General features: G+C 70.9%; 25 protein-coding genes. 15 read left to right on the plus strand and 10 right to left on the minus strand.

All coding sequences use genetic code 11. The features are described from left to right. Positions 1 to 125: 125 nt before the first annotated feature. Positions 126 to 1,745 (minus strand): MFS transporter, encoded by a 1,620-nt coding sequence (locus AB5J55_RS12700; RefSeq protein WP_369270776.1) that lies wholly within the window; start codon positions 1,743 to 1,745, stop codon positions 126 to 128. 66 nt (positions 1,746 to 1,811) lie between these two features. Here AB5J55_RS12700 and AB5J55_RS12705 point away from each other — a divergent pair, with 66 nt between their 5' ends. The 3 genes from AB5J55_RS12705 (at position 1,812) to AB5J55_RS12715 (ending at position 4,679) form a co-directional block, all read left to right on the plus strand. After that, positions 1,812 to 2,438 carry a TetR family transcriptional regulator gene (locus AB5J55_RS12705; RefSeq protein ID WP_369270777.1) on the plus strand — a complete coding sequence of 209 codons (627 nt, stop codon included), beginning with the start codon at positions 1,812 to 1,814 and terminating at the stop codon, positions 2,436 to 2,438. 93 nt (positions 2,439 to 2,531) lie between these two features. After that, the gene (locus tag AB5J55_RS12710) at positions 2,532 to 3,755 is read left to right on the plus strand and encodes an alpha/beta hydrolase (RefSeq protein ID WP_369270778.1); all 1,224 of its coding nucleotides are present in this window, start codon (positions 2,532 to 2,534) and stop codon (positions 3,753 to 3,755) included. Positions 3,756 to 3,821: 66 nt separating this feature from the next. After that, positions 3,822 to 4,679 carry a DUF4429 domain-containing protein gene (locus AB5J55_RS12715; protein ID WP_369270779.1) on the plus strand — a complete coding sequence of 286 codons (858 nt, stop codon included), beginning with the start codon at positions 3,822 to 3,824 and terminating at the stop codon, positions 4,677 to 4,679. A 116-nt stretch (positions 4,680 to 4,795) separates the two neighbouring features. Here AB5J55_RS12715 and AB5J55_RS12720 read toward each other — a convergent pair whose 3' ends face one another. After that, the gene (locus tag AB5J55_RS12720; protein WP_369270780.1) at positions 4,796 to 5,809 is read right to left on the minus strand and encodes an aldo/keto reductase; all 1,014 of its coding nucleotides are present in this window, start codon (positions 5,807 to 5,809) and stop codon (positions 4,796 to 4,798) included. Continuing rightward, complete coding sequence (locus AB5J55_RS12725) at positions 5,806 to 6,294, minus strand: MerR family transcriptional regulator (RefSeq protein ID WP_369270781.1); 489 nt, start codon at positions 6,292 to 6,294, stop codon at positions 5,806 to 5,808. Before AB5J55_RS12725 ends, AB5J55_RS12720 begins: the two co-directional genes overlap by 4 nt. A 97-nt stretch (positions 6,295 to 6,391) precedes the next feature. Between AB5J55_RS12725 and AB5J55_RS12730 the strand changes: the two genes are divergently transcribed. Together AB5J55_RS12730 and AB5J55_RS12735 are read left to right on the plus strand one after the other, a co-directional pair. After that, the gene (locus tag AB5J55_RS12730) at positions 6,392 to 6,862 is read left to right on the plus strand and encodes a GNAT family N-acetyltransferase (protein WP_369270782.1); all 471 of its coding nucleotides are present in this window, start codon (positions 6,392 to 6,394) and stop codon (positions 6,860 to 6,862) included. Positions 6,863 to 6,881: 19 nt separating this feature from the next. Then, entirely contained in the window at positions 6,882 to 7,703 is an 822-nt protein-coding gene (locus tag AB5J55_RS12735; protein ID WP_369270783.1) for a serine hydrolase domain-containing protein, read from the plus strand. Positions 7,704 to 7,710: 7 nt separating this feature from the next. On the opposite strand, the gene AB5J55_RS12740 is transcribed toward AB5J55_RS12735, so the two are convergent. Together AB5J55_RS12740 and AB5J55_RS12745 are read right to left on the minus strand one after the other, a co-directional pair. Beyond that, on the minus strand, positions 7,711 to 9,963 hold the full coding sequence (locus tag AB5J55_RS12740) for an MMPL family transporter (RefSeq protein WP_369270784.1): 2,253 nt from the start codon (positions 9,961 to 9,963) through the stop codon (positions 7,711 to 7,713). A 108-nt stretch (positions 9,964 to 10,071) separates the two neighbouring features. Further along, positions 10,072 to 10,734 (minus strand): pirin family protein, encoded by a 663-nt coding sequence (locus tag AB5J55_RS12745; protein ID WP_369276169.1) that lies wholly within the window; start codon positions 10,732 to 10,734, stop codon positions 10,072 to 10,074. A gap of 163 nt (positions 10,735 to 10,897) precedes the next feature. Between AB5J55_RS12745 and AB5J55_RS12750 the strand changes: the two genes are divergently transcribed. The 5 genes from AB5J55_RS12750 (at position 10,898) to fabF (ending at position 15,871) form a co-directional block, all read left to right on the plus strand. After that, on the plus strand, positions 10,898 to 12,103 hold the full coding sequence (locus tag AB5J55_RS12750) for a PucR family transcriptional regulator (RefSeq protein WP_369270785.1): 1,206 nt from the start codon (positions 10,898 to 10,900) through the stop codon (positions 12,101 to 12,103). Between the two features lie 89 nt (positions 12,104 to 12,192). Beyond that, positions 12,193 to 13,104: an ACP S-malonyltransferase gene (locus AB5J55_RS12755; RefSeq protein ID WP_369270786.1), complete on the plus strand. Its 912-nt coding sequence runs from the start codon at positions 12,193 to 12,195 to the stop codon at positions 13,102 to 13,104. A gap of 15 nt (positions 13,105 to 13,119) precedes the next feature. Then, a complete protein-coding gene (locus AB5J55_RS12760) occupies positions 13,120 to 14,151 on the plus strand; it encodes a ketoacyl-ACP synthase III (protein ID WP_362377806.1) in 1,032 nt (343 codons plus the stop codon). A gap of 114 nt (positions 14,152 to 14,265) precedes the next feature. Continuing rightward, complete coding sequence (locus tag AB5J55_RS12765) at positions 14,266 to 14,514, plus strand: acyl carrier protein (RefSeq protein WP_004001566.1); 249 nt, start codon at positions 14,266 to 14,268, stop codon at positions 14,512 to 14,514. An 85-nt stretch (positions 14,515 to 14,599) separates the two neighbouring features. After that, positions 14,600 to 15,871, plus strand: a complete 1,272-nt coding sequence (gene fabF, locus AB5J55_RS12770) for a beta-ketoacyl-ACP synthase II (protein WP_369270787.1) — start codon at positions 14,600 to 14,602, stop codon at positions 15,869 to 15,871. 66 nt (positions 15,872 to 15,937) lie between these two features. On the opposite strand, the gene AB5J55_RS12775 is transcribed toward fabF, so the two are convergent. Further along, a complete protein-coding gene (locus AB5J55_RS12775; protein WP_328881941.1) occupies positions 15,938 to 16,432 on the minus strand; it encodes a DUF3145 domain-containing protein in 495 nt (164 codons plus the stop codon). A 256-nt stretch (positions 16,433 to 16,688) separates the two neighbouring features. Here AB5J55_RS12775 and AB5J55_RS12780 point away from each other — a divergent pair, with 256 nt between their 5' ends. Together AB5J55_RS12780 and AB5J55_RS12785 are read left to right on the plus strand one after the other, a co-directional pair. Next, positions 16,689 to 17,573 carry an SGNH/GDSL hydrolase family protein gene (locus tag AB5J55_RS12780; RefSeq protein ID WP_369270788.1) on the plus strand — a complete coding sequence of 295 codons (885 nt, stop codon included), beginning with the start codon at positions 16,689 to 16,691 and terminating at the stop codon, positions 17,571 to 17,573. 10 nt (positions 17,574 to 17,583) lie between these two features. After that, complete coding sequence (locus AB5J55_RS12785) at positions 17,584 to 18,561, plus strand: aldose epimerase family protein (protein WP_369270789.1); 978 nt, start codon at positions 17,584 to 17,586, stop codon at positions 18,559 to 18,561. A gap of 96 nt (positions 18,562 to 18,657) precedes the next feature. Here the strand turns inward: AB5J55_RS12785 and AB5J55_RS12790 are convergent, their stop codons facing one another. Next, positions 18,658 to 21,096: a glycoside hydrolase family 3 C-terminal domain-containing protein gene (locus tag AB5J55_RS12790; protein WP_369270790.1), complete on the minus strand. Its 2,439-nt coding sequence runs from the start codon at positions 21,094 to 21,096 to the stop codon at positions 18,658 to 18,660. 102 nt (positions 21,097 to 21,198) lie between these two features. Here AB5J55_RS12790 and AB5J55_RS12795 point away from each other — a divergent pair, with 102 nt between their 5' ends. After that, positions 21,199 to 21,780 carry a TetR/AcrR family transcriptional regulator gene (locus AB5J55_RS12795; protein WP_369270791.1) on the plus strand — a complete coding sequence of 194 codons (582 nt, stop codon included), beginning with the start codon at positions 21,199 to 21,201 and terminating at the stop codon, positions 21,778 to 21,780. Here AB5J55_RS12795 and AB5J55_RS12800 read toward each other — a convergent pair. Beyond that, positions 21,752 to 22,186 carry a RidA family protein gene (locus AB5J55_RS12800; RefSeq protein WP_369270792.1) on the minus strand — a complete coding sequence of 145 codons (435 nt, stop codon included), beginning with the start codon at positions 22,184 to 22,186 and terminating at the stop codon, positions 21,752 to 21,754. The genes AB5J55_RS12795 and AB5J55_RS12800 overlap by 29 nt on opposite strands. On the opposite strand from AB5J55_RS12800, the gene AB5J55_RS12805 reads away from it, so the two are divergent. Next, complete coding sequence (locus AB5J55_RS12805) at positions 22,073 to 22,408, plus strand: LysR family transcriptional regulator (protein WP_369270793.1); 336 nt, start codon at positions 22,073 to 22,075, stop codon at positions 22,406 to 22,408. The genes AB5J55_RS12800 and AB5J55_RS12805 overlap by 114 nt on opposite strands. A 5-nt stretch (positions 22,409 to 22,413) precedes the next feature. After that, complete coding sequence (locus tag AB5J55_RS12810; RefSeq protein WP_369270794.1) at positions 22,414 to 23,679, plus strand: pyroglutamyl peptidase; 1,266 nt, start codon at positions 22,414 to 22,416, stop codon at positions 23,677 to 23,679. Positions 23,680 to 23,830: 151 nt separating this feature from the next. Here AB5J55_RS12810 and AB5J55_RS12815 read toward each other — a convergent pair whose 3' ends face one another. Beyond that, positions 23,831 to 24,652, minus strand: a complete 822-nt coding sequence (locus AB5J55_RS12815) for an EI24 domain-containing protein (protein WP_369270795.1) — start codon at positions 24,650 to 24,652, stop codon at positions 23,831 to 23,833. Between the two features lie 80 nt (positions 24,653 to 24,732). Next, positions 24,733 to 25,596, minus strand: a complete 864-nt coding sequence (locus AB5J55_RS12820) for a hypothetical protein (RefSeq protein ID WP_369270796.1) — start codon at positions 25,594 to 25,596, stop codon at positions 24,733 to 24,735. Positions 25,597 to 25,631 lie beyond the last annotated feature (35 nt).

Genomic DNA, 25,631 nt, shown 5'->3' on the forward strand with positions numbered 1-25,631 from the left:
GCGCGCTGACCCCCTCCGGCAGCGCGCCGCAGGCCCTGGCTTGACCCACTGTGACCTGCACGCTTGCCGGAGGGGAAGGATCTTCGGCGGAGTCACTCTGATAGGCGAACTCCGTCGGAATCCCGTCAGATGTGGGCCGCGCCCGCACCCGCTTCCGCGTTCTCGCCCCGCTTGGTGAGGAACGCCACGAAGACCGCGACGACCGCCACGCCCGCGGCGACCAGGGACGCCAGGCTCATGCCCGAGATGAACGTGTCGTGCGCGACGTCCGTGATCTTCGCGGCGATGGCGTCCGGCGTGCCGGGAGCCAGCGGCGCCACGCCGACCTGGACCGCCTCCGAGGCCTGGGCCTCCTGGGCCGCGGTGAGCGGCGGCAGTCCCGCGGACGTCCAGTTGCCGGCGAGGTCGCTGTCGACCTTGGAGGCCATGACGGCGCCCAGGACGGCCGTACCGAGGCTGCCGCCGATCTGCATCGCGGCCTGCTGGAGACCGCCGGCCACACCGGACAGTTCCATGGGCGCGTTGCCGACGATGACCTCCGTGGCGCCGACCATGACCGGCGCGAGGCCGAGGCCGAGCAGGGCGAACCAGACCGACATGATGCCGCTGCCGGTGTCCGTCTCCAGCGTGGACATGCCGTACATGGCGATCGCGGTGAGCGCCATGCCGCCGGCCAGCGGGACACGCGGACCGAACTTGGTGATCATCGCGCCCGCGAGGGGGGAGCCGACGATCATCATGCCCGTGAGGGGAAGGAGGTGGAGACCGGCGTCGATGGGGCTCATGCCATGGACGTTCTGCAGGTAGAACGTCACGAAGAACAAGCCGCCCATGAACGCGATGGCCATCAGGACCATCAGCACGACACCCGCGGAGAGCGGGACCGAGCGGAACAGGGCCAGCGGGATCAGCGGCTCCTTGACCCGCGTCTCCCAGAACGCGAAGAGCGCGAAGCCCACGACCGACCCGGCGATGAACAGCCACGTCTTGCCGTCGCCCCAGCCCCACTCCGGGGCCTTGATCAGGGCCCAGACCAGGCAGAACATCGCCGCCGAGAGCAGGGCTATGCCGAGGATGTCGAAGGAGCGCGGGGCGTTCTCCGCGCGGTGGTCCAGGAGGATCACGACGCCCAGTACGACGGCGAGGATGCCGACCGGCACGTTGATGAAGAACACCGACTGCCAGTTGACGTGCTCGACGAGGACGCCGCCGAGGATCGGGCCGCCGGCGGTGGAGGCACCGATGACCATGCCCCAGATACCGATGGCCATGTTGAGCTTGTCGGCCGGGAAGGTCGCCCGCAGCAGGCCGAGTGCGGCCGGCATCAGCAGCGCGCCGAACAGGCCCTGGAGGACACGGAACGTGACGACCGCGGCGATGCTGCTGGACAGGCCGATCGCTCCGGAGGCGGCGGCGAAGCCGACCACGCCGATCAGGAAGGTCTGCCGGTGCCCGAACCGGTCACCGAGCTTGCCGGCGGTGATCAGGGCGACCGCGAGGGCGAGGAAGTAGCCGTTGGTGATCCACTGGACCTGGGCGAAGGTGGCGCCGAGGTCCTTCTGGATGGCCGGGTTGGCGATCGCCACGATGGTGCCGTCCAGGGCCACCATCATGACCCCGACCGCGACGGTGATGAGGGTGAACCAAGGGTGGCCTCGCAGCCCCTTGGCCGGCGTCGCATCCGACGGGGCTACTGGTGCCTGGTCCCCCGGCCCCGTCGTTTTGATGGTGGTCTGACTAGTCATGCGTTCGAGGCTAATGACAGCCACTGACAATTGACAAACCAATTCACAAGTCGGTAACTGACACGTATGGAAACACTGCGCGAACGCAAGAAGCAGCGCACCCGGGAAGCACTGCTGCGTACCGCGCTGGAGCTCTTCACCACCCAGGGTTACGAGCACACCACCGTCGACGACATCGCGGCGGCCGTCGACGTGTCGCAGCGCACGTTCTTCCGCTATTTCGCCGGCAAGGAGGAGGCCGCCCTCGCCCTTCAGGACATGACGGTGGCGCACTTCCTGGAGGCGGTGCGCGAGCGCCCGCCGCACGAGGCCCCCATGGAGGCGCTGCGCCAGGCCGTGCTGGAGGGCTGGGACACGCTCAACGAGGTGATCGAGGCCGTCGTACCCGTCGAGCTGTATCTGCGGATGTATCAGGTGATCGAGTCGACGCCCGTCCTGCTCGCCGCGCATCTGCGCCGCTCGGCGGAGATCGAGGAGGCGATCGCGCACATCCTCGCCGAGCGCGAGGGGGTCGACCTCGACACCGATCCGCGACCGCGGTTGACGGTGGCCGTGTTCGGCGGTGTGATGCGGCTGACGGAACGTCAGTGGAGCACCGGGGAGGACTTCAGCCTGGACGCCATGCGGGCACTGACCGTCTCATATCTCGAACAGGTCGGCCCGGCACTCAGCGAGAGCTGGCGAACACGCTGAGGTCATCGGCCCGTTAACGCCGTCTTGATCGAAACGTGATACCTATCACTTGGTTAACGCGAGACCCTCCCGTTCTCCTAGTGTGTCCTTCCAGTGACTTCCTTCGACACGACCCCGCAACTGAACGTCTGGCGCGCACTGCTCGCGCTGGCCGTGGTGTTCGTGATGCTGGCGACCACTGGCTGGACCGCCCTGCGCCACCACCGCAGCGCCGCACCACTGCAGGCCTCGATCAGCGCCTGGGAGCACGGCAGCATCGCCGGACACCCCCTGCCGGACGCCGACTCCTCCCCCACGAAGCTCGCCCGGTTCTTCGCCTCGCTCACCGATGTGCAGCGCGCCGGCCTCGTCAAGCGCTATCCGCTCGCGGTCGGCAACATGAACGGCGCGCCGGTCGAGCTGCGCTACAACGCCAACCGCGTCGCGCTCGACCAGGCCCGCAAGGTCGAGCGCAAACGCATGCACGACGAGCGGCTCACGCCCTCCGGCCAGCGCGAGGCGGGGCGCCGTATGCACCGCTTCGAAGCGATGATGGAGCCGGACCGGCACATCCTCGCCTTCGACCCGGACGGCGCGGGACGCGTCGCGGAGGTGTTCGGCGATCTGAACCGGGCCGAGCGGATCTCGGTCGTCGTCCCCGGCGTCGACACCGACGTGCTCACCTTTCAGCGCACCGACACCAGCCGCAAGTACTCCGCACCGGTCGGCATGGCGCAGTCCCTGTACGCGACCGAGCGCGAGATCAGCCCCGCGACGCGCACGGCCGTGATCGCCTGGGCCGACTACACCTCGCCCGGCGGACTCGGCATCGAGTCGGCGACCGCGATGCGGGCGCAGAGCGGGGCCGTACGTCTGAACGCGCTGGTGCGCGGCCTGCCCGGCAGCTCACCGGTCTCCCTCTTCTGCCACAGCTACGGCTCGGTGCTGTGCGGCCTCGCCGCACCCGAGCTGCCGAATCGAGTGGCCGACATAGCGGTGGCCGGCAGCCCCGGCATGCGGGTCGCGAAGGCATCCCACCTGCGCACGTCCGCGCGTGTGTGGGCGATGCGGGACGCGGACGACTGGGTCCAGGACGTGCCGTATCTCGAGGTCGGCGGGCTGGGGCACGGCGAGGACCCGGTGTCGTCGGCGTTCGGGGCGCGCGTGCTGTCGGCGCGCGAGGCGAAGGGACACGGCGGCTATTTCGAGCCGGGTACGGACAGTGTGGCGAACTTCGCCGAGATCGGAGTTGGCGCATATGACTCCGTGCAGTGCGCGGACGATGTCGAGGCCTGTCGGGTGGGTTTGTCCGACACGGCGTCGGCCGGACGCGCGTAGAAGCACAGGAATTGCGGTGTGCGCGGGGTGGCGACGGAGGAGCACGTGCCGCATACGATGAGCCGCATGGGTGACGTACTGGCCGGATTTCATGCCGCCTGGGAGTTCGAGTCCGACTCCGTGCTCATCCGTTACGAACGCGGGATTCGAACACCCAAGCTCTTCCAGGCGCTTGGGGAACGCCGGGTGCCGCTGGAGGCGATCGCCGGGGTGACGCTGACGCCGGGCAGGCGCGGGACGGTCGTGCTGCGCGTCGAACTGCGGCCCGGTGCCGATCCGTTGATGGAGGCGGCGGCCGGGCAGCTGAAGGAAGGCGGCGATCCGTATCGGCTGGTGCTGCCTGCCGAGCGGGAGACGCTGGCCGAGTACTACGCCGACGAGTTGCGGGCGCAGCTGAAGGCGTCGGGCGCGGCGGACGAGTTCCTCGTGGGCGCGCCGGATGTGCCGTTGTCCTTCAAGGCGTATGACGGGAAGGCGTCCTTCGACGGTGAGAACGTCCGCTTCCGGTGGTTCTGGACGGGGGCCTCGTCGGCGAAGTGGAAGGCGGGGGATCAGAGCTTCGCCGTCGCCGAGTTGAGCGGGGTCGAGTGGCGGTCGCCGGAAGTCTTCGAGGGGCACCTGCGGTTGCTGCGGCGGGACGCGGTGGACGGCCAGCCCCCGCAGGTCGATCATGATCCGGCGGCTGTGGTGTTCGGGCTGGGGTACGGGCCGGTGCATGAGTCGTTGCCGTTCGCTGCGGCGGTGTTGTCGGCGGTGCGGGATCGCTCCGCGGGGGGTGCGGCTGTCCCGGCTGCGGCAGTGCCGCGCCGGGACCCAGCCGACATCGCCGAGCGGATCCGGCACCTCGGGGAGTTGCATCAGGCCGGGCTGGTGACGGATGAGGAGTTCTCGTCCAAGAAGGCCGAGTTGTTGGCGGAGTTGTAGCGCTACTCGTCTGCCGGGTTCTGTTGTTCGGCGGCTGCCGGTCGTCGTGGGTTGCTCGCGCAGTTCCCCGCGCCCCTGGAGGCGTTGCAGACCCCCGCGCCAAGAGAGCCGGCTCGTTACTCCCTGCCCGCGGACGTGAAGGACATGTCCGCGTAGCGGTTGCCGGACACCTTCGCCGCGATCGGCTCCAGCAGGGCCAGCTCCTCCTCGCCCAGCACGATCCTCGTCGCCGCCGCGTTCTCCTCCACCCTGGCCGGCCTGCGCGTGCCCGGGATCGGGACGATCGGCAGGCCGTGGACCGAGGCTCGCTGCTGTACCCAGGCCAGCGCGATCTGGCCGAGAGTGGCGCCGTGGGCCTCGGCGACCGTGCGGATCGGGTCCAGGAGGGCGGCGTTGGCCGCCGCGTTCTCGCCGGTGTAGCGGGGCTGTTGGCGGCGGAAGTCACCGGCCGTCAGATCCTCGGCCTTGGCGAACGAGCCGGTGAGGAAGCCGCGGCCCAGCGGGGAGTACGGGACCAGGGTCACGCCCAGGTCGCGGGCCGCCGGGACCACGTAGGTCTCGATGTCCCGGCTGAACAGGGACCACTCGGACTGCAGGGCCGCGATCGGGTGGACGGCGTACGCGTCCCGCAGTTCGGCCGCCGTCACCTCGCTCAGGCCCAGGTGCTTGACCTTGCCCTCGCGGACCAGCTCCGCCATGACGGCGACGGTCTCCTCCAATGGGACGTCCACGTCGCGGCGGTGCATGTAGTAGAGGTCGATCGCCTCGACGTCGAGGCGCTTCAGGCTGGCCTCGACGCACTGGCGGATGTAGGGCGTGTCGTTGCGGATGATCCGCTTCGTCGGGTCGTCCGGGTGGATGGCCAGGCCGAACTTGGTGGCGATGACGACCTCGTCGCGGTGCGCCTTGAAGAAGGGGGCGAGGAACTTCTCGTTCTCGCCGGCGCCGTACGCGTCCGCCGTGTCGTACAGCGTGACGCCCAGTTCCAGTGCCCGCTCCAGGGTCGCCCTGGACTCGCCCGCGTCGGAGGGGCCGTACCCGAAGTTCATGCCCATGCAGCCGAGGCCCTGGACCCCCACCTCGGGGCCGTGCTTGCCGAGTCGTGCCGTCGCGATCCTGCTGTCCGTCATCCGGCCTGCTCCGTCTTCTCCTGCTGGTACTTGTCCTGCTCGTACAGACGGCCCGCGTCCGCGTAGAAGCTGATCTTCCGGTCGAGCACGGCCAGCGTGTCCTGGAGCTCGGCGATCCGGGCGAGGACGTCGCGGCGGGTGGTCTCCAGCAGCTCGAAGCGCTCGCCGAACGTGTGGTCGCCCTCGCGCACCAGCTCGGCGTACCGGACCATGTCGGCGACCGGCATGCCGGTCAGCCGCAGCTTGCCGACGAGGTCGAGCCAGTCCAGGTCGCGGTTGCTGTAGCGGCGCTGGCCGGTGTGCGAGCGGTCGATGTGCGGCATGAGGCCGATCCGCTCGTACCAGCGCAGGGTGTGGGCCGTCAGGCCGGTGAAGGCGACGACCTCGCTGATCGTGTAACTGTCCTGGCCCGCCGGCCGCCGGTGCGGATGGGGCGGGGCGGCACAGCTGTCGGTCCTGGTACTCGTGGTCTCCATCACCGTCATGCGTTCCACGCTATGGCCTTGGAGTGCGCTCCAAGCAAGCGGAAACGGTAAGAAAACCGCGGGACATGGCGTGATCGCCGTGGTTAGCGTGCGGGGCATGAGTCTCGTACGCCGTGCCCTGCCCGAGGACGCCGCCGAAGTGCTGCGGCTGCGTCAGGTGATGATCGACTCGCTGGCTCAGGCGGCCGGTTCGACGGAGTGGCACCGGGAGTCGCTGCCAACGCTGCGGGCCAGGCTCGCCGACCCCCGGAGCGACTTCGCGGCGTTCGTCGTCGATCACCCCGAGCGGCCGGGGACGCTCGCCGCGCTGGTGGCGGGGACGCTGGAGTACCGGATCGGGCGGGCCGGCCATCCGCACGGGATGATCGGGTACGTCTTCAGCGTCGCCACCGACCCGGACGCCCGGCGCCGCGGGTACGCGCGCGCGTGCATGGAGGAGCTCCTGGCCTGGTGCCGCGAACGGGGCGCCAGCCACGTCATGCTCACCGCGTCCGCCGACGCCGAGCCGATGTACGCGGCGCTCGGCTTCACCCGGGACACGGACCCCTCGATGCGGTTGTACCTGTGAGCGGCTTAGGCTCACAGGCATGTCGCTGAGCAGCCTCGCACTGATCGAGAACTGGCCGGTTCCCTCCGCCGCGGCGGGTGTCGTACGGGCGGACGGCACGGTCCTGGGTACGCACGGTCCCGTCGCGCACCGCTTCCCGCTGGCCTCGGTCACCAAGCCGCTGGCCGCCTACGCGGTCCTCGTCGCGTACGAGGAGGGGGCGGTCGAGCTCGACGAGCCGGCCGGGCCGGAGGGCTCGACGGTGCGGCATCTGCTCGCGCACACCTCGGGGCTGGCCTTCGACGAGCACCGGGTGACGGCCCCGCCCGGGGAGCGGCGGCTGTACTCGAACGCCGGGTTCGAGCAGCTCGGGGACCATGTGGCCAAGGCGACGGACATCCCGTTCGCGGAGTATCTGCGGCAGGCGGTGCTGGAGCCGCTGGGTATGACGGGTACGTCGCTGGAGGGGTCCCCGGCGAAGGACGGGGTGTCGACGGTCGAGGATCTGCTGCGGTTCGCGGCGGAGGTGCAGGCGCCGCGGCTGCTGGACCCGCGGACGGTCGCCTCCGCGATGACCGTGCAGTACCCGGGGACGAAGGGTGTGCTGCCGGGGTACGGGCACCAGAACCCCAACGACTGGGGGCTCGGCTTCGAGATCCGTGACGGCAAGTCGCCGCACTGGACGGGTTCGGCGTCCTCGCCGCGTACCTTCGGGCACTTCGGCCAGTCGGGCACGTTCCTGTGGATCGACCCGGACGCGAGCGCGGCCTGCGTGGCGCTGACGGACCGGGCGTTCGGGCCCTGGGCGGTCGAGGTGTGGCCGGCGTTCACGGACGCGGTGCTCGCCGAGGTCGGGCGGTAGGGCGCGGTCACTTGTCCCGGGGTGACCCGGGCTCCGGCAGGGCGCCGAGCTTCTCGCCGGCGCCCTCGGTGTCGATGTGCGGCAGGATCCTGTCCAGCCAGCGGGGCGTCCACCAGGCGTGTTTGCCCAGCAGCGTCATCACGGCGGGCACCATGAGCAGGCGGACCACCGTGGCGTCGATGAGCACACTGACGGCGAGCCCCAGCCCCAGCATCTTGACCACGATGTTGTCGCTGATGATGAAGGCCGCGAACACGCTCACCATGATCAGCGCCGCGCAGGTGATCACGCGCGCGGTGATCTCCAGTGCGTGGGCGACCGAGTCCTTGGCGTTCCCGGTGTGCAGCCAGGCCTCGTGCACTCGGGACAGCAGGAAGATCTCGTAGTCCATGCTGAGCCCGAAGATGATCGCGAACATCATCATCGGCACATAGCTCTCGATGGGCACCTTGCCGTGGACCCCCAGCGCGGGCCCGCCCCAGCCCCACTGGAAGACGGCGACGACGACGCCGTACGAGGCCGCGATCGACAGGACGTTGAGGACGGCCGCCTTCACGGCGACGAGCAGGCCGCGGAAGACCGCGAGGACGATCAGGAAGGCCAGGCCGACCACGACGGCGATGATCAGCGGCAACCGCTCGGCGACGATGTCGCGGAAGTCGACCTGGGCGGCCGTGGTCCCGGTGACGTACCCCTTGGCGTCGGTGCCGGACAGCGCGTCGGGGAGGGTGTGGTCGTAGAGCCGGTTCGTCAGGTTGGTGGTGTCCTTGTTCTGCGGGGACACCGAGGAGTAGACCGTGCCGACCAGGACGTCCCCGTCCTGCGTCGGTGTCAGCGGGCCGACGAAGGAGGTCCCGGACTCGTCGTTGAGGGCCTGCTGGGTCTTCGAGGCCAGGTCGGAGCGTTGCGAGTCCGGTACGGAGGTCTGGTCGACGACGATGGTGAGCGGCCCGTTGGAGCCCGCGCCGAACGCGTCGGTCATCAGGTCGAACGCCCGCCGGTCGGTGAAGGACGTGGGGTCGGCGCCGTCGCCGATGTGACCGAGCTGGATCGAGAAGACGGGGATGGCCAGCACCGCGACGGTGACGACCCCGGCGGACAGGTACCGCCAAGGATGGTGCTCGACGCGCTTGGCATAGCGGTGCCAGGTGCCCTGGGACATGTCGCCCTCGGGGTCGGTCTCGGCGATGGGCTTGCGTACGTGCCAGCGGTCGATGTTGTGGCCGATCAGCCCCAACAGGGCCGGGACCAGGGTCAGCGCGCCCAGGACGGCGGAGACGACCGTGACGGCCGCGGCGACGCCGAGCAGGCCGATGAAGCTCACGCCGGACACCCACAGGCCCATCAGGGCGACGATCACCGTTGTGCCGGAGACCAGCACCGCACGTCCGGAGGTGGCGGCGGCGTGGCCGGCGGCGCGGACCGGATCGGCGCCGTCCATGAGGCCCTGCCGGTGCCGGGTGAGCAGGAAGAGGGCGTAGTCGATGCCGACACCGAGGCCGATCATCGTGGCCAGGGTGGGCGAGACCGTGGCGAAGGTGAACGCGAGGGCCAGCAGTCCGAGGCAGGCCAGGCCGCCGACCACGCCGATCAGCGCGGTGACCAGGGGCAGTCCGGCGGCGAGCACACTGCCGAAGCCGATCAGCAGGACGACGATGGCGACGGCGAACCCGATCGCCTCGCTGATCCGGTCGTTGCCGGCGGGCCGCTCCAACTCACCGAGCGATCCGCCGTACTCGACGTCGACGCCGGCCTGTCTGAGCGGCTCCACGGCGTTGTCGACGCCGTGCAGGTAGCTGTCCCCGAGAAGAGAGGGCTGCTCGTTGAAGCGGATGGTGATGTAGCCGGTCTGCCCGTCCGAGGACAGCGGCCCGACCTTCGTGGAGGTGGCTTCCAGCGGGTTCTGCACGGACAGCACGTTCGACAGCTTCTGGAGGTCGGCGACGGTGGTCGCCATCTGCGAGCTGACCGAGGTCAGGGGCTTGTCGGCGTCGTGCATGACGATCTGGCTGCTGTAGCCGCCGGACTGCGGATCGTGCTCTTTGAGAACGTCCAGGCCCTTCTCGGACTGCACGTCGGACAGGGCGAAATTGTCCGAGTACTCCCCGCCGTGGATGTGGTTGAGGGCCTGCAGCACGCCGAGCGCCACGACCCAGGCGGCGATCACGATCACGAAGTGGTGGGCGCACCACTCACCGAGCCGTCGCAGTCCCCCGGTCCGGGTCTTGTCCTGTCCCTCTGCTGCTCTGCCTTTGGCCATGACCCCCCGGCTCTTCTCTGCCCAGCGAGTGGCTCTTCTCTGCCCAGCGAGCGTCCGCCCCCTTCATTTGAAGTCCCTGGGATCACTCCGGCATCTCGAGCCCCACGACTACTGGGCCATTGGGGCCATCTCCCACACCAGCAGCTCCGCCGCGCTCACCGCGACCGCCTCCACGTCCTTGGCGTCCGTGATGCGCACCGCGTCGCCGGCGCCCAGCTCCTCGCCGTCCAGCCGCACGTCGCCGCGCACGACATGCACGTACAGGAACGCCCCGTCCGGCACCGCCGTCCGCTCCCCCGCCCCCAGCCGCCGCACATGGAGCATCGCGCCCGCCTCCGGGACGGCGTACGGCGTCGAGTCCGCGATGCCGTGGACGATCTCGTACGCCGGGTCGCCGCCCGGCGTCAGCGGGGCCAGCCAGGTCTGGATGAAGGTGAGGGGTGTGTCGGCGTCGTTGCGTTCGACGTGCCGTACGCCGCCCGCCGAGCTGAGCCGCTGGACGTCCCCGCGGCCGACCCGGGTCTCGTGGCCCGTGGAGTCGCGGTGGGTCAGTTCGCCCTCGACGACCCACGTGACGATCTCGGTGTGGCTGTGGGGGTGCTCGTCGAAGCCGGCGCCGGGGGCGAGCCGCTCCTCGTTGCAGGCGATCAGCGCGCCGAAGCGGAGGTTGTCGGGGTCGTAGTGCGGGCCGAAGGAGAAGGCATGGCGTGACTCGATGCCCGCTGCCGGATCCCCTCCCGGATAGCGCTCCGCGGCGCGCCGTACGTCCATCACGGGCACCACGGTAGCCCTGCCGGGCGGCCGGACACGGGTACGTGCCCACCACGGCTCGGTGTGCCGACGCCGCCGGCTGAGGCGCCCCGGAGGCGACCGAGCCCTCGATCACAGCCCCCTCTGGCACGTACTCCCGTCCGGATAAGGCAGTCTTGTCCCCGTGCCCGAACCCGTAGCCCGTAAGTCCGAACCCGCCGCGCGCGACGTCCACCAGCACGCCGCGACCCTGAAGCGGCTCGAGAAGTCCGCCGGCTCGCTCGCCGCGCAGGCCATCGCGCGGATGGACGACACGCTGCCGTGGTACCGGGCCATGCCCCCGGAGAACCGTTCCTGGATCGGCCTCGTCGCCCAGGCCGGTATCGCCGCCTTCACCGAGTGGTTCCGGCATCCCGACGCGCCCCAGGCGATCTCCACCGACGTCTTCGGGACCGCCCCGCGCGAGCTGACCCGCGCGATCACCCTGCGCCAGACCGTCGAGATGGTGCGCACGACCATCGAGGTCATGGAGTCGGCCATCGACGAGGTCGCCGCTCCCGGCGACGAGAGCGTGCTGCGCGAGGCGCTGCTCGTCTACGCCCGTGAGATCGCCTTCGCCACCGCCCAGGTCTACGCCCAGGCCGCCGAGGCACGCGGTGCCTGGGACGCCCGTCTGGAGTCGCTCGTCGTGAACGCCGTACTCAGCGGCGAGGCCGACGAGGGTGCCGTGTCACGGGCCGCCGCGCTCGGCTGGAACTCGCCCGAGCATGTGTGCGTGGTGCTCGGGACGGCGCCCGACGGGGACAGCGAGCTGACGGTCGAGGCCATCCGGCGGGCCGCCCGGCACGCCAAGCTCCAGGTGCTGACCGGGGTGCTCGGGGACCGGCTGGTCGTCATCGCGGGCGGCAGCGACAACCCGCTGGCGGTCGCCAAGTCGCTGATCGGCCCCTATGCCGCAGGTCCCGTCGTCGCGGGGCCCGTCGTACCCGATCTGCTGGCCGCGACGCGGTCCGCGCAGGCCGCGGCCGCCGGGCTGAAGGCGTGTACCGCCTGGCAGGACGCCCCGCGGCCGGTCCTTGCGGACGATCTCCTTCCGGAGCGTGCCATCGCGGGCGATCCCAGTGCGCGCGAGCAGTTGGTGGAGGAGATCTACAGACCGCTGGAGGAGGCCGGGTCGGCCCTTCTGGAGACGCTCTCCGTCTATCTCGAACAGGCGAGCAGTCTGGAGGGTGCCGCACGGATGCTGTTCGTGCATCCCAACACCGTGCGCTACCGGCTTCGACGTGTGACTGACGTCACCGGCTGGTCGCCGTCCGATGTACGCTCCGCGTTCACTTTGCGGATCGCGCTGATCCTGGGGCGTCTGGTCGACGGCGATCTCCAGCTCTAGGCTTTTGTCGGGGGCCCACAAAACCCCCTCGTGTTCTTCGTCCTTGTCCTCACGGGCGGCCGTGCCCGTCCCCAAGAGAGAGTGTGAGAGTGCTCGTACTCGTCGCTCCCGGCCAGGGCGCCCAGACGCCCGGCTTCCTGACCCCCTGGCTCGAACTGCCCGGTGCCGCCGACCGCCTCGGTGCCTGGTCGGACGCCATCGGACTGGACCTCGCCCACTACGGGACGCAGGCCGACGCCGACGCCATCCGGGACACCGCCGTGGCGCAGCCGCTGCTCGTCGCGGCCGGCATCCTGTCCGCCGAGGCACTCGGTGACATCACGCCCGGCGCCGTCGCGGGCCACAGCGTCGGTGAGTTCACCGCCGCCGCCTACGCGGACGTCCTCGACGACACCGCCGCGCTGACCCTCGTGCGCAAGCGGGGCCTGGCCATGGCCGACGCCGCCGCGATCACCGAGACCGGTATGTCGGCGCTGCTCGGCGGCGACCCCGAGGTCAGCGTCGCCCACCTGGAGAAGCTGGGCCTGACCCCCGCGAACATCAACGGCGCCGGCCAGATCGTGGCAGCCGGCACCATGGAGCAGCTCGCCGCTCTGAACGAGGACAAGCCCGAGGGCGTGCGCAAGGTCGTGCCGCTGAAGGTGGCCGGTGCCTTCCACACGCACCACATGGGCCCCGCCGTCGAGAAGCTGGCCGAGGCCGCCAAGGAGCTCGTGCCCGGCGACCCGCGAGTCACCTACGTCTCCAACAAGGACGGCAAGGCGGTCGGCACCGGCGCCGAGGTGCTGGAGCGTCTCGTCGGGCAGGTCGCGAACCCGGTCCGCTGGGACCTGTGCATGGAGACCTTCAAGGAGCTCGGCGTCACGGCCCTGATCGAGGTGTGCCCGGGCGGCACGCTGACCGGTCTGGCCAAGCGCGCGCTGCCGGGTGTGCAGACCCTGGCCCTCAAGACCCCCGACGACCTGGACGCTGCTCGCGAGCTCATCGCAGAGCACGCCTGACAAGGAGCCCGGAGCATGGCGAAGCTGAAGCCCAGCAAGGGCGCCCCGTACGCACGCATCCTCGGCGTCGGCGGGTACCGTCCGACCCGGGTCGTGCCCAACGAGGTGATCCTGGAGAAGATCGACTCGTCCGACGAGTGGATCCGTTCGCGCTCCGGCATCGAGACGCGGCACTGGGCGAACGACGAGGAGACCGTCGCCGCGATGTCGATCGAGGCGTCCGGCAAGGCGATCGCCGACGCCGGGATCGCCGCCGAGCAGATCGGCGGCGTCATCGTCTCGACGGTCTCGAACTTCCGGCAGACCCCGGCCGTCGCCACCGAGATCGCCGACAAGCTCGGCACGAACAAGGCCGCCGCCTTCGACATCTCGGCCGGCTGCGCGGGCTTCGGCTATGGCCTGACCCTCGCCAAGGGCATGATCGTCGAGGGTTCCGCCGAGTACGTCCTCGTCATCGGCGTGGAGCGACTGTCCGACCTCACCGACCTGGAGGACCGCGCGACGGCCTTCCTGTTCGGCGACGGCGCCGGCGCGGTCGTGGTCGGTCCCGCCCAGGAGCCGCACATCGGCCCGACCGTGTGGGGCTCGGAGGGCGACAAGTCCGAGACGATCAAGCAGACGGTGCCGTGGGACCAGTTCCGGATCGGCGATGTCTCCAAGCTTCCGCTGGACAGCGAGGGCAACGTCAAGTTCCCCGCCATCACGCAGGAGGGCCAGGCGGTCTTCCGCTGGGCCGTGTTCGAGATGGCGAAGGTGGCCCAGCAGGCGCTGGACGCGGCCGGAATCACCTCGGACGACCTGGACGTCTTCATCCCGCACCAGGCCAACGAGCGGATCATCGACTCGATGGTGAAGACACTGAAGCTGCCGGAGCACGTCACGGTCGCCCGCGACGTGCGCACCACCGGCAACACCTCGGCCGCCTCGATTCCGCTCGCGATGGAGCGGCTCCTGGCGACCGGCGAGGCGAAGAGCGGCGACACCGCACTAGTCATCGGATTCGGGGCGGGTCTCGTTTACGCCGCCACGGTCGTTACTCTCCCCTAGGCACTCCGTGCCGGATCATGCGAACCGGCACGGGAAAAACGCACCACCTGCCGCTGCCGCGGCGGGCGCGCCAAACCCTCTGAAGAACCTGAACAACAACGAAGGAGCGCCAAGATGGCCGCCACTCAGGAAGAGATCGTCGCCGGTCTCGCCGACATCGTGAACGAGATCGCCGGCATCCCGGTTGAGGACGTCCAGCTGGACAAGTCCTTCACCGACGACCTGGACGTCGACTCGCTGTCCATGGTCGAGGTCGTCGTCGCCGCCGAAGAGCGCTTCGATGTGAAGATCCCGGACGAGGACGTCAAGAACCTCAAGACCGTGGGCGACGCGACCGACTACATCCTCAAGCACCAGGGCTGATCACTGATCAGGCCCCTGGGCTGACTGCCCCGCCACCCGGCGGTGGCGCCGCTGAATCCTCGTATCCGTTGGAGAAAGAATTCCCGTGAGCTCGACCAATCGCACCGTGGTCGTCACCGGTATCGGCGCAACCACACCGCTGGGTGGCGACGCAACCTCTACCTGGGAGGGCCTGATCGCCGGACGTTCCGGTGTCAAGCCCCTGGAGCAGGACTGGGCCGCCGACCAGGCGGTCCGTATCGCCGCGCCGGTCGCCGTGGAGCCGACCGAGGTCATCCCGCGGCCGCAGGCCCGCCGACTGGACCGCTCGGCGCAGTTCGCGCTGATCGCGGCTCAGGAGGCCTGGAAGGACGCCGGCTTCGAGGCGAAGGCCGGGGAGGACAGCACTGTCGACCCGGACCGCCTCGGTGCCGTCATCGCCTCCGGCATCGGCGGCGTGACGACCCTGCTCGACCAGTACGACGTGCTCAAGGAGAAGGGCGTCCGCCGCGTCTCCCCGCACACCGTCCCCATGCTGATGCCGAACGGCCCCTCGGCGAACGTGGGTCTGGCCGTGGGCGCCCGGGCGGGCGTACACACGCCGGTCTCCGCGTGCGCGTCGGGCGCCGAGGCCATCGGCTACGCCATCGAGATGATCCGCTCCGGCCGCGCCGACGTCGTCGTCGCGGGTGGCACGGAGGCGGCGATCCACCCGCTGCCGATCGCCGCGTTCGGCAACATGATGGCGATGTCCAAGAACAACGAGAACCCGCAGGGTGCGTCGCGTCCCTACGACGCCGGCCGTGACGGCTTCGTCCTCGGTGAGGGCGCCGGCGTGATCGTCCTGGAGTCCGCCGAGCACGCGGCCAAGCGCGGTGCCCGCGTGTACGCCGAGGCGGTCGGGCAGGGCATCTCCGCCGACGCCCACGACATCGTGCAGCCCGAGCCCGAGGGCCGCGGCATCTCGCACGCGCTGCAGAACCTGCTGGACCGCAACGACCTGGACCCGGCGGAGATCGTGCACGTCAACGCGCACGCGACGTCGACGCCGGCCGGTGACATCGCCGAGCTCAAGGCGCTGCGGAAGGTGTTCGGCGACGACGCCGACCACATGGCGGTGTCCGCGACGAAGTCGATGACCGGGCATCTGCTGGGTGGCGCCGGTGGCGTCGAGACGGTGGCGACGGTGCTCGCGCTGTACCACCGGGTCGCTCCGCCGACCATCAACGTCGAGAACCTCGACCCGGAGGCCGAGGCGAACGCCGACGTCGTCCGCGGTGAGGCGCGCAAGCTGCCCGTCGAGGGCCGGATCGCCGCGCTGAACGACTCGTTCGGCTTCGGCGGCCACAACGTGGTGCTGGCGTTCAGGACGGTCTGAGCAGCATCCGTACGTACGTGAAGGGGCCCCACCACGAGTGGTGGGGCCCCTTCACGTGTCCAAGCCTCAGACCACTTGGTGCAACCAGCGCACCGGCGCTCCCTCACCGGCATACCGGAACGGCTCCAACTCGTCGTCCCACGGCTTCCCGAGCAGCTTGGCGATCTCTGCCTCCAGGTCGGTCTCGCCGTGCTGGGAGCGGGTCAGGGCGGCGCGCAGGCGGTCCTCCGGGATGAGGATGTCGCCGTGGATACCGGTGACGGCGTGGAAGATGCCCAGGTCGGGGGTGCAGCTGTAGCGCTCGCCCTCGGCGGTGGGGCAGGGCTCGGCCGTGACCTCGAAGCGCAGGAGGTGCCAGCCGCGCAGGGCGGAGGCCAGCTTGGAGGCGGTGCCCGCCTCGGCCTGCCAGGAGAACTCCGAGCGCCAGGTGCCGGGCGCGGCCGGCTGCCGGATCCAGTCGAGGTTGACGCGCGTGCCGAGCACCCCGGCGACGGCCCACTCGACATGCGGGCACAGCGCGCGCGGCGCGGAGTGCACGTACAGAACTCCACGTGTCGTCACCGGGACCTCCGGGCAGAGCGGACATCTTGCAAACTGGCGGACGATCGTGGCCTGGCAGCCACGTTGATGGCGAGGCTACCGTGCGGCGGCGCAAGGAGTGTGACGTACCGTCGGTCCAGGTGCCGGGAAACGCCCGCCATTCACCCGGCAGGACGCTTGTACGGGTGTGAGCCGTTGCATGAGACGAGCGGGAACCCTCGTGCGTTGTTATTGGTTGTGAACCATGACAGGGCCGAGTGAGGGGATGGACCGGGGTATGCGGAAGCGACGGCACCTCTCGCGCGCTGTCCTCGGCGCCGTGACCGCGACCGTCCTGGGCGTGGCCGGTTGTGACGCCGTCGGCGGCAACTCGCCGGAGCCGTCCGGCAGCCACGCGCGGAGCGCGCGGCCGAAGCCGACACCGACCTGGGACAAGAGCCCCGCCTCGATCGCGGCCGTGGGCGACTCCATCACGACCGGTTTCGACGCCTGTTCGGTCCTGTCGGACTGCCCCGAGGTCTCCTGGGCCACCGGCAGCAGTCCCCGCGTGGACAGTCTCGCCGTACGGCTGCTGGGCAAGGCGAAGGCCGGGGAGCGGAGCTGGAACTACGCGGTGACCGGGGCGCGGATGGCCGACGTGCCCGGGCAGATGGCGCAGGCGGCGACACGCCGGCCGGAGTTGGTGGCGGTGATGGCGGGGGCGAACGACGCCTGCCGGGACACGACCGACGCGATGACCTCGGTGGCCGACTTCCGGACGCAGTTCGAGGACGCGATGGGCACACTGCGCGAGGCGCTGCCGAAGGCTCAGGTCTATGTCGCGAGCGTGCCGAATCTGATGCGGCTGTGGGAGCAGGGCCGTACGAGCCCCATGGGCAAGCAGGTGTGGAAGCTCGGCATCTGCCCGTCGATGCTGGGCGACGCCGACTCCCTGACCGCGGCGGCGAACCAGCGGCGCGCGACGGTGCAGGAGCGGGTCGAGGCGTACAACGACGTGCTGGAGCAGGTCTGTGCGAAGGACCGCCGGTGCCGGTTCGACGACGGCGCGGTGTACGAGTTCCGCTTCGGCGGCAAGCAGCTGAGCCAATGGGACTGGTTCCATCCGAGTGTGAACGGTCAGGCACGGCTTGCCGAGATCGCCTACCGGACGGTCACGAACTAGTGTTCCGCTCATGAGCGAACACTTCGGCACACTTTCCGACGGCACCCCGGTCCACCGCTGGACGCTGGAGCGCGCGGGCCTGCGGGTACGGGTGCTGTCGTACGGCGGGATCGTGCAGTCGCTGGAGGTGCCGGACCGGGAGGGGCACGCGGCGAGCGTGGTGCTGGGGTTCGCCGACCTGGACGGATATCTGTCCCACCCGGGGCCCTACCTGGGCGCCCTCATCGGGCGGTTCGCCAACCGGATCGCGGGCGGCCGCTTCCCCCTGGACGGCCTGACGTACGCGCTCGACCCCAACAACCCGCCCAACTCCCTGCACGGCGGCGAACGCGGTTTCGACAAGCGGGTGTGGGTGATGACGCCGGTCGAGCACGGTGTGCGCCTGAGCCGGGTCAGCCCGCACGGCGAGGAGGGCTTCCCGGGGCGGCTGGAGGTCTCGGCGACCTACACCCTGTCGTCGGACGGGGCGCTGCGGATCGCGTACGAGGCGGTGACGGACGCGCCGACCGTGGTGAACCTGACCAACCACAGCTACTTCAACCTCGCCGGGGCGGGCTCGGGCAACGCGGGCGGCCATGAACTGCGGCTCGCCGCCTCCCGGTACACCCCGGTCGACGCGGACCTGATCCCGACCGGCGCCCTGGACGAGGTCGCGGGCACCCGCTTCGACTTCCGTCAGGCGCGGAAGGTCGGCGCCGGGTACGACCACAACTTCGTGCTGGACAAGGGGGTGACGGGGGCCGCGGAGGAGGTCGCCGAGCTGTACGACCCGTCTACCGGGCGGGCGCTGACGGTGGCGACCACCGAGCCCGGGCTCCAGCTGTACACCGCCGAGCATCTGACCGAGCCCTTCGCCCCGGGCGACGGCGTCGCGCTGGAGACCCAGCACTTCCCCGACTCCCCGAACCGGCCGGAGTTCCCGAGCACGGTGCTGCGGCCGGGCGAGGTGTTCCGGTCGGAGACGGTGTACGGCTTCTCGGTCCGTTAGCGGGAGTGCGGGCCCCGGCCTGCGCTGCGCGGGGACGAGCCCCGGCCCGGGCGTCAGGACCCGGACCGGGGCTGTTCCTGGGGCACTTCTCCCGCATCAGACGTTAATCGTCGCCGTCACCCGACGGTCGGCGATCGAGCGGCTCACCTGGATCTCGTACGAACCCTTCACAAACGTCCACGAATTGGTCTGCTCGTCCCACATCTCGAAAGCACGGCGAGGAAGTTCGATCACGGCCTCGGTCGTCTCCCCCGGCCCCGCGGCCACGCCCGCGAATCCGGCCAGCCGGCGTGCCGGGCGATCGGTGCCGGGCTCGGTCGGCGCCAGGTAGACCTGCACGACCTCGCGCCCCGCTCGCTCGCCGGAGTTGCGGAGACGGACGGTGACAGTGGTGCCCTCGACCTTGGCCGACTCGTACGTCCACTCGGTGTAGCCGAGGCCGTGCCCGAAGGGGTACGACGGGACCCGGCCCTCCTTCTCCCAGGCGCGGTACCCGATGAAGACGCCCTCGCTGTACCGGAGTTCGCCGGCCGAGGGGACGACCTGGGTGACGGGGGCGTCGGCCAGGGAGCCCCAGGTGGTGGGCAGGCGCCCGCCCGGCTCGTGGGCGCCGGTGAGGACGTCCGCCAGTGCCGCGCCGGCCTCCTGGCCCGGGAACCAGCCGAGCAGCACGGCGGCCACGTCCTCGCGCCACGGCAGCTCCACCGGGGAGCCGGAGTTGACGACCACGACGGTGTTGGAGTTGGCGGCGGCGACGGCGCGGACCAGGTCGTCCTGGCGGCCGGGCAGGGCGAGGTCCGTGCGGTCGAAGCCCTCGGACTCGACGCGGTCGGTGGTGGCGACCACGACGACGGCCGTGCCGGCGTCGCGGGCGGCCTCGACGGCCTCGGCGATCAGCTCGTCGGGGTCGCGCTGCGGCTCCTGGTGCGCGAGGGTGAAGCCGACGACCCTCAGCGGGGCGGCCTCGGGGAACTCGACGACGTGGGTGAGGGAGACCTCGACCGGTGCGCCGGCGGTGAGTTCGGGCTGGGCGCGGGGGACGGGAGCGCCGAAGAAGGCGGCGAAGGGGTCCTCCTTGGCGGGGCGCTGGACGTCGTCGTAGTACGTCGTGCCGTCGATCGTGAGCCTGAAGGCACCGACGCCCTTGATGCCGAAGGTGTGCGGGCCGGTGGCGCGCGGGGTGAAGGTGCCGGTCAGCTCGACGGTGCGCAGGGCCTCGTGGGTCACGCCCTCGGGGAGGTCGCTGCCCATCCACTGGATGTGGCCGTTGGGGGCGGAGCCGGTGCCGATGACGTTCCCGTCGGCGTCCCGGCACACGGCCCGCAGCTCGAAGCCCTGGTCGGCGATGCCGAGTTCGGTGTTCGGGTCCGCGCCGACGGCGTAGGTGAGGGTGCCGTCGGGGAGGGCGGCGGTGAGGCCGTCGAGCGGGGAGACGATCCGGTCGGGGAAGACGGTGGCGGAGCCGCCGCCCAGCACTCGGGCGTCCCGGGCCGCCGCGCCGATCAGCGCGACGGTGCCGTTCGGCCGCAGCGGCAGGGCGCCGCCCTCGTTGCGGACCAGGACGAAGGAGCGGCGGGCGATCTCGCGGGCGAGTGCGCTGCCGTCGACGGTCGCGGGAAGCTCGGTGACGACGGGCTCGGCACCGTCGAGGATCCCTACGCGGGCGGCGAGCCGCAGGACGTTGCGCACGGCGTCGTCGACCTTGGCCTCGGCCACCTTCCCGTCCCGTACGGCCCGGGCGAGGGGCTCGCCGTACACGGTCTGCGGGCCGGGCATGGCGACGTCGAGGCCGCCCTCGATGGCACCGACGGTGGACCGGGCGGCCATCCAGTCCGAGACGTTGTAGCCGTCGAAGCCCCATTCCCCGCGCAGGACTTCGTTCACGAGGTGGTGGTGCTCGCTCATCGTCGTGCCGTTGACCGTGTTGTAGGCGGTCATGATGCCCCAGGGGTGGGCGTTCTCGACGATGATCTCGAAGGGCGCCAGATACAGCTCGCGCAGGGCGCGTTCGGAGACGAGGTTGTTGACGGTGAAGCGCTCGGTCTCGGCGTCGTTGGCGACGAAGTGCTTCACGGTGGTGCCGACGCCGCCGGACTGGACGCCGCTGACATAACCGGCGCCGATCGTCCCGGTCAGGTAGGGGTCCTCGCTGTACGCCTCGAAGTGGCGCCCGCCGAGCGGGGAGCGGTGGAGGTTGACGGTCGGGGCGAGGAGCACATGGACGCCCTTGCGGCGGGCCTCCTGGGCGAGGAGGGTACCGGCGCGGCGGGCGAGGTCCGGGTCCCAGGTGGCGGCGAGGGCGGTGGGCGAGGGCAGCGCGACGGACGGATCGTCGGCGGTCCAGTGCACGCCCCGGACGCCGATCGGGCCGTCGGACATGACGAGGGACTTCAGGCCGATCTCGGGCAGTGCGGGCAGCGTCCAGGTGTCCTGGCCGGAGAGCAGCCGCGCTTTCGCGTCGAGGTCGAGCGCGGCGAGGGCGGCCTCGACGGCAGCCTCGCGCGCTTCGTCGGCCTGGGTACGGGTTCCCGCCATCGCGGTGCCTCCTCGTTGAGTCCGGGCTGTGCCTCCATCCTGCATCGGCCACCTGTAGACCGGTAGGTTTCGTTATCTTGGTGTTATATTACGGGTACGACGATGCCGTACGGTGACGCCATGAACGCCAGGGTCAGAAGCGAGGAGCGCCGCGCCGAGATCGTCCGGGCGGCCCTGGAGGTGATCGCCGAGCGCGGCTACCGGGGGGCGAGCCTCGCCGCCGTGGCCGAGCGGGTGGGGCTCACCCAGCAGGGGCTGCTGCACTACTTCCCGACCAAGGACGCGCTGCTCGTCGCCGTGCTCCAGGAGCGGGACCAGTGGGACGCCGTACCCGACACCCGGTGGCGGATCGACCTGCTCGCCTCCCTCGTCGAGTACAACGCGATGCGGCCCGGCATCATCCAGACCTTCTCGGCGCTGCTCGGCGAGAGCGTGACCGAGGGGCATCCCGCGCGCGAGTACTTCACCGAGCGGTACACGCGCGTGCGGGCGGCCATGGCGGAGGTCCTGCGCACCGAGTACGGCGACCGGCTGCCGAACGGGCTGACACCGGAGCGTACGGCTCCGTTGCTGGTCGCCGTCATGGACGGGTTGCAGTACCAGTGGCTCCTGGACCCGGAGTCGGTGGACATGCCGGGCGCGTTCCGGGACTTCCTCAGACTGCTGGGCGAGAACGCGGACTGACCGCCGCGACGACCTCGACCTCCACGCGGGCCTCCGCCCTGAACAGCCTCGGCACCTCGAAGGTCATGCTGGTGGGCGGGGTGCCGGTGAGGAACTGCCGCCGTACGGTGCCGTATTCGTCCAGGGTGCCGATGTCGGTGAGACAGGTGCGGATGCTGATGACGTCCGCGAGCGTGGCGCCGTGGGCCTCGAGCAGGGCGGCGATGGTCTCGAAGATGCCGCGGGTCTGCTCGGCGACCGTGACACCCTCGGCGATCTGCCCGGAGACGAACAACAGCGCGCTGCCGTCGGCGTGTTCGACGCGGGCGACCTGGGAGTTGTACGGGCTCAGGGGCTGGGGCGCGGAGGGCGGGTTGTCGACGGTGATCTGCGTGCCGTCGACGCCAGGCCCTGTCGTTTGGATCATCTCGGCGTTGTCGGTTCCTTCACCGGCGCCGCCCGGACTCTCGGGTGGACGCAGTCGGCGGTGTCCCGCCAGATCTCCACGCTGGAGAGCGGGGCGCCGCCAAGGTACGAGCCATGGCGTAGTCCCACACCATGGCGTGGCCCCCTCCCGCCACGGGATACTTCCGGCGTCCCGCACGACGCACGCTCTGCCTCACCCCCCACCGTGACGGAAGGACCGTAACTCCCTTGAATTCCATACGCGTTCGGATCGGCGTCCTCTCAGTGGCCCTGTTGGCCGGACTCTCGGCCCCCACGACCGGCGCTGCCGCCGCCCGGTCCGCCCCCGCGCCGACCGTCGAGGAACAGCGCCTCGGCAAGGCCGTACCCCAGGAGATCCTGCGGCGCTCCGGTTTCGACGCCGCGGCGGCCGAGTTCGCCGACGACCTGGCCGAGGCGCGCTCCTACGCGCAGGCCCAGCGGGTCGTCACACGCGAGGGATCTGCGCTGTGGCGCCGGGCCGTGGACCGGGCGCAGGGGCGCGGTCCGGCCGGGGGTGATCTGAGTCGGGACGACGATCGGCCGTTGTACTGGGCGCGGTTGTCGATGACGCGGGACGTGCGGACGTGGGAGCCGGCGTTCGGGCTGAGCGACGCCCAGCGAGGCGCTCTCATCGGTGCGTTGGAGCGGGTCTCGCGCGGGCAGACCGATATTCGCCATCCGGCCGGTGCGGCCGGGGCGGGCATGAAGCGGATCCTCGTCACCGGGTTCGACCCGTTCACGCTCGACCGGGACATCCGTATCTCCAACCCGTCCGGCGCCACCGCGCTCGCCCTCGACGGCGCGGTGATCGAGACGGCGGAGGGACCGGCCCGGGTGGAGACGGCCGTGTTCCCGGTGCGGTGGCAGGACTTCGCGGACGGCATGGTCGAGCGGGCGCTGCGGCCGTATCTGAAGCAGGCCGATCTGTTCGCGACCGTGAGCCAGGGGCGCGTCGGACGGTTCGACGTCGAGCGGACCAACGGGGCCTGGCGGGGCGGCTTCCAGGACAACGACAACATCGGGCGGACCGAGACGATCCCCGTCGCCGATCCGGCCTCGCAGCCGCAGTGGACCACGACGACGCTGCCGTACCGGGAGATCGTCGCCGCGAGCACGGGGCGGTTCCCCGTGTACGACAACACGAGTGTGACCGAGATTCCGGCGGGCGGCACGACCGCGGTCGTACGGCCGGACGGGCCGACGCCGGGCTCCACCGCGCGGGCCGGGGGCGGCGGGGACTACCTCTCCAACGAGATCGCCTACCGGGCGACGCTGCTGCGTGACCGGCTCGGGCTGCACGACTCGCTGCCGGGCGGGCATGTGCATACGCCGGTGCTGCAGTTCGGGGCGGGCAACACGGATCCGGCGACGGGGGCGGTGACGGATCCGGAGTTCGTACGGAACCGGCTGGACATCATCGCGCAGGTGCGGGGGATCTTGACGGCCGCGGTGGAGGCGACGGCGGGTTCGTAGGCACCCGGCGCCGGGGCGGACGTCCCTGGGGGCCTGCGGCCCCCCAGACCCCCGCTTTCGGCCCTGAACGGGCCTCGTCCTCAAACGCCGGACGGGCTGCAAATGCCTGGCCCGGCGTCGGGATGTGGCCGTCCGCCTGTCCCGCCCGGCCTCAACCGCCGAGCTGCGCCGAATGCGCCGCCTGGCCTTTGGACAGCACGACGTCGTCCCCGCCGCTCTCCTCCTCCGTCTCCTCCCCCATCAGCTCCCGAGCCATCAGCGTCGCCCCCGCCACCGCGCCCGGCATCAGGAACACCGCGACGAAGGGCACCAGGAAGGCTGCCGCGAGGGGGGCTCCGAAGCCCCAGATCAGGGTCTTGCGGGAGCGGAGCATCGTCAGGCGGTCGCGGAGTTCCACGCGGCGGCGCTGGAGGGCCACTGCCGTGAGCTCCTCGGTGAGGAAGAAGCCGGTGACGAAGACGCCGATCACCGGGACGGCCGTCTGGCCGATGACCGGGATGAAGCCGAGGGCGAAGAGCAGGACGCCCCAGAGGGCGGCGCGCAGGACGATCCGCAGGCTGTCGCGGCCCGAGATCCACAGTTCGCGCCAGAGCGGCAGGCCGGACTCGGGGGCCGTGCCGTCGGGGGAGACGTCCCGGTCGACCTTCTCGGAGAGGTTCTCGTAGAAGGGCTGGCCGATCAGCAGCGTGACTGCCGTGAAGGTGATGACGGAGAGGAGCAGGCCCAGCGCGAACAGGACGGCGGTGAGGAAGCCGCGGAACAGGCCCTGCCACGGGCTCGACCAGTCGTCGGCGAACGGCGTCGACCAGGACACGAAGTCCTCGCCCCAGAGCGCGAGCCCGACCAGCGCGGCCACGTAGAGCAGCAGGGTGATCAGGCCGGGGATCAGCCCGAAGCCGTACTGCTTGCCGTGCCGGGCCACCCACCGCTGGCCCCTGAGGAGATACCTGAACCCGGTCCCGAGATCGCGCATGGTTCGCACTCTAGTCGGGCCGTGTCACACGGCAGTCACGGTCGCTTCGGGGCCTGGTCACCGCTGCCCCCGGACGCCGCTCACCCCGGCGTCACCGCCACCACGACCCCCCGGTCGGCCGCCGGGCTCACCGCCGCCGACACCCGTACCGCCATCGCCCGTGCCACCCGCCCCGTGCGCGACGCCCCGGACAGCAGCAGGGGCTGTATCCGTTCCAGCCCGGCGACGAGGAACTCCTCGCCGGCGATCAGCGCCGGGCGCGCCGCCTTCGTCGTCGCCGCCGCGGCCTCGGTGAGGTCGGCGAGGGGCGGCAGCGTCGCCCGGACGACGTTCGCGCCGGCGGCGGCCGCGCGTTCGGCCAGGGCCACCTGGCGCGGCATCAGAGGCGCGAGCGCGGCCGTCAACGCGTCGGCGATGCGGTGGAGTTCGGGGGAGGAATCGCGCAGGATCTCGGCCGCGGAACGGAGCAGTGGGGCGAGCGCGAGCAGCATGCCCGCGGCCACGCCCGCCGTCGCCGGCAACAGGGGCGACGTCGCCTCGACCAGTTCGCCCAGCGCCGCCGCGAACTCCTCGACCGCCGGCTCCACCGCGTCCAGCACCGGCAGCAGGCTGTCGCCCAGGGCCGCCAGCAGGGCCTGCGCCGGCTCGCTGACGGGGTGGACAGCGAGGGGCGCGCCGCTGGCGCCGAGCCGGGTGAGGGTCTCGACGATGCGGTAGAAGGCCTCCTGGGCCTGCGGCGAGGCGCTCGCCTCGGCCAGTTCGGCGGTGGTCTGCCGCAGCACCCGCAGGACCTCGGCGCCCGATCCGTCCCTCGGGTCGAAGGTGTTGATCGCGATACGGGTGAGGTTCTGGGCCGTGTCGAGGAGTTGGCCGGTGATGTCGGTCGTGCCGCGTGCCATGCGCAGTACGTCGTCCCTGCTGGGGATCGAAAGGATCGTTGCCATGGGCTCTGCTCGCCTCCTGCCGCCGCCGGTGCGCT

The organism is Streptomyces sp. R11 (genome assembly GCF_041051905.1).
In the GTDB taxonomy this organism is placed as follows: Bacteria; Actinomycetota; Actinomycetes; order Streptomycetales; family Streptomycetaceae; genus Streptomyces.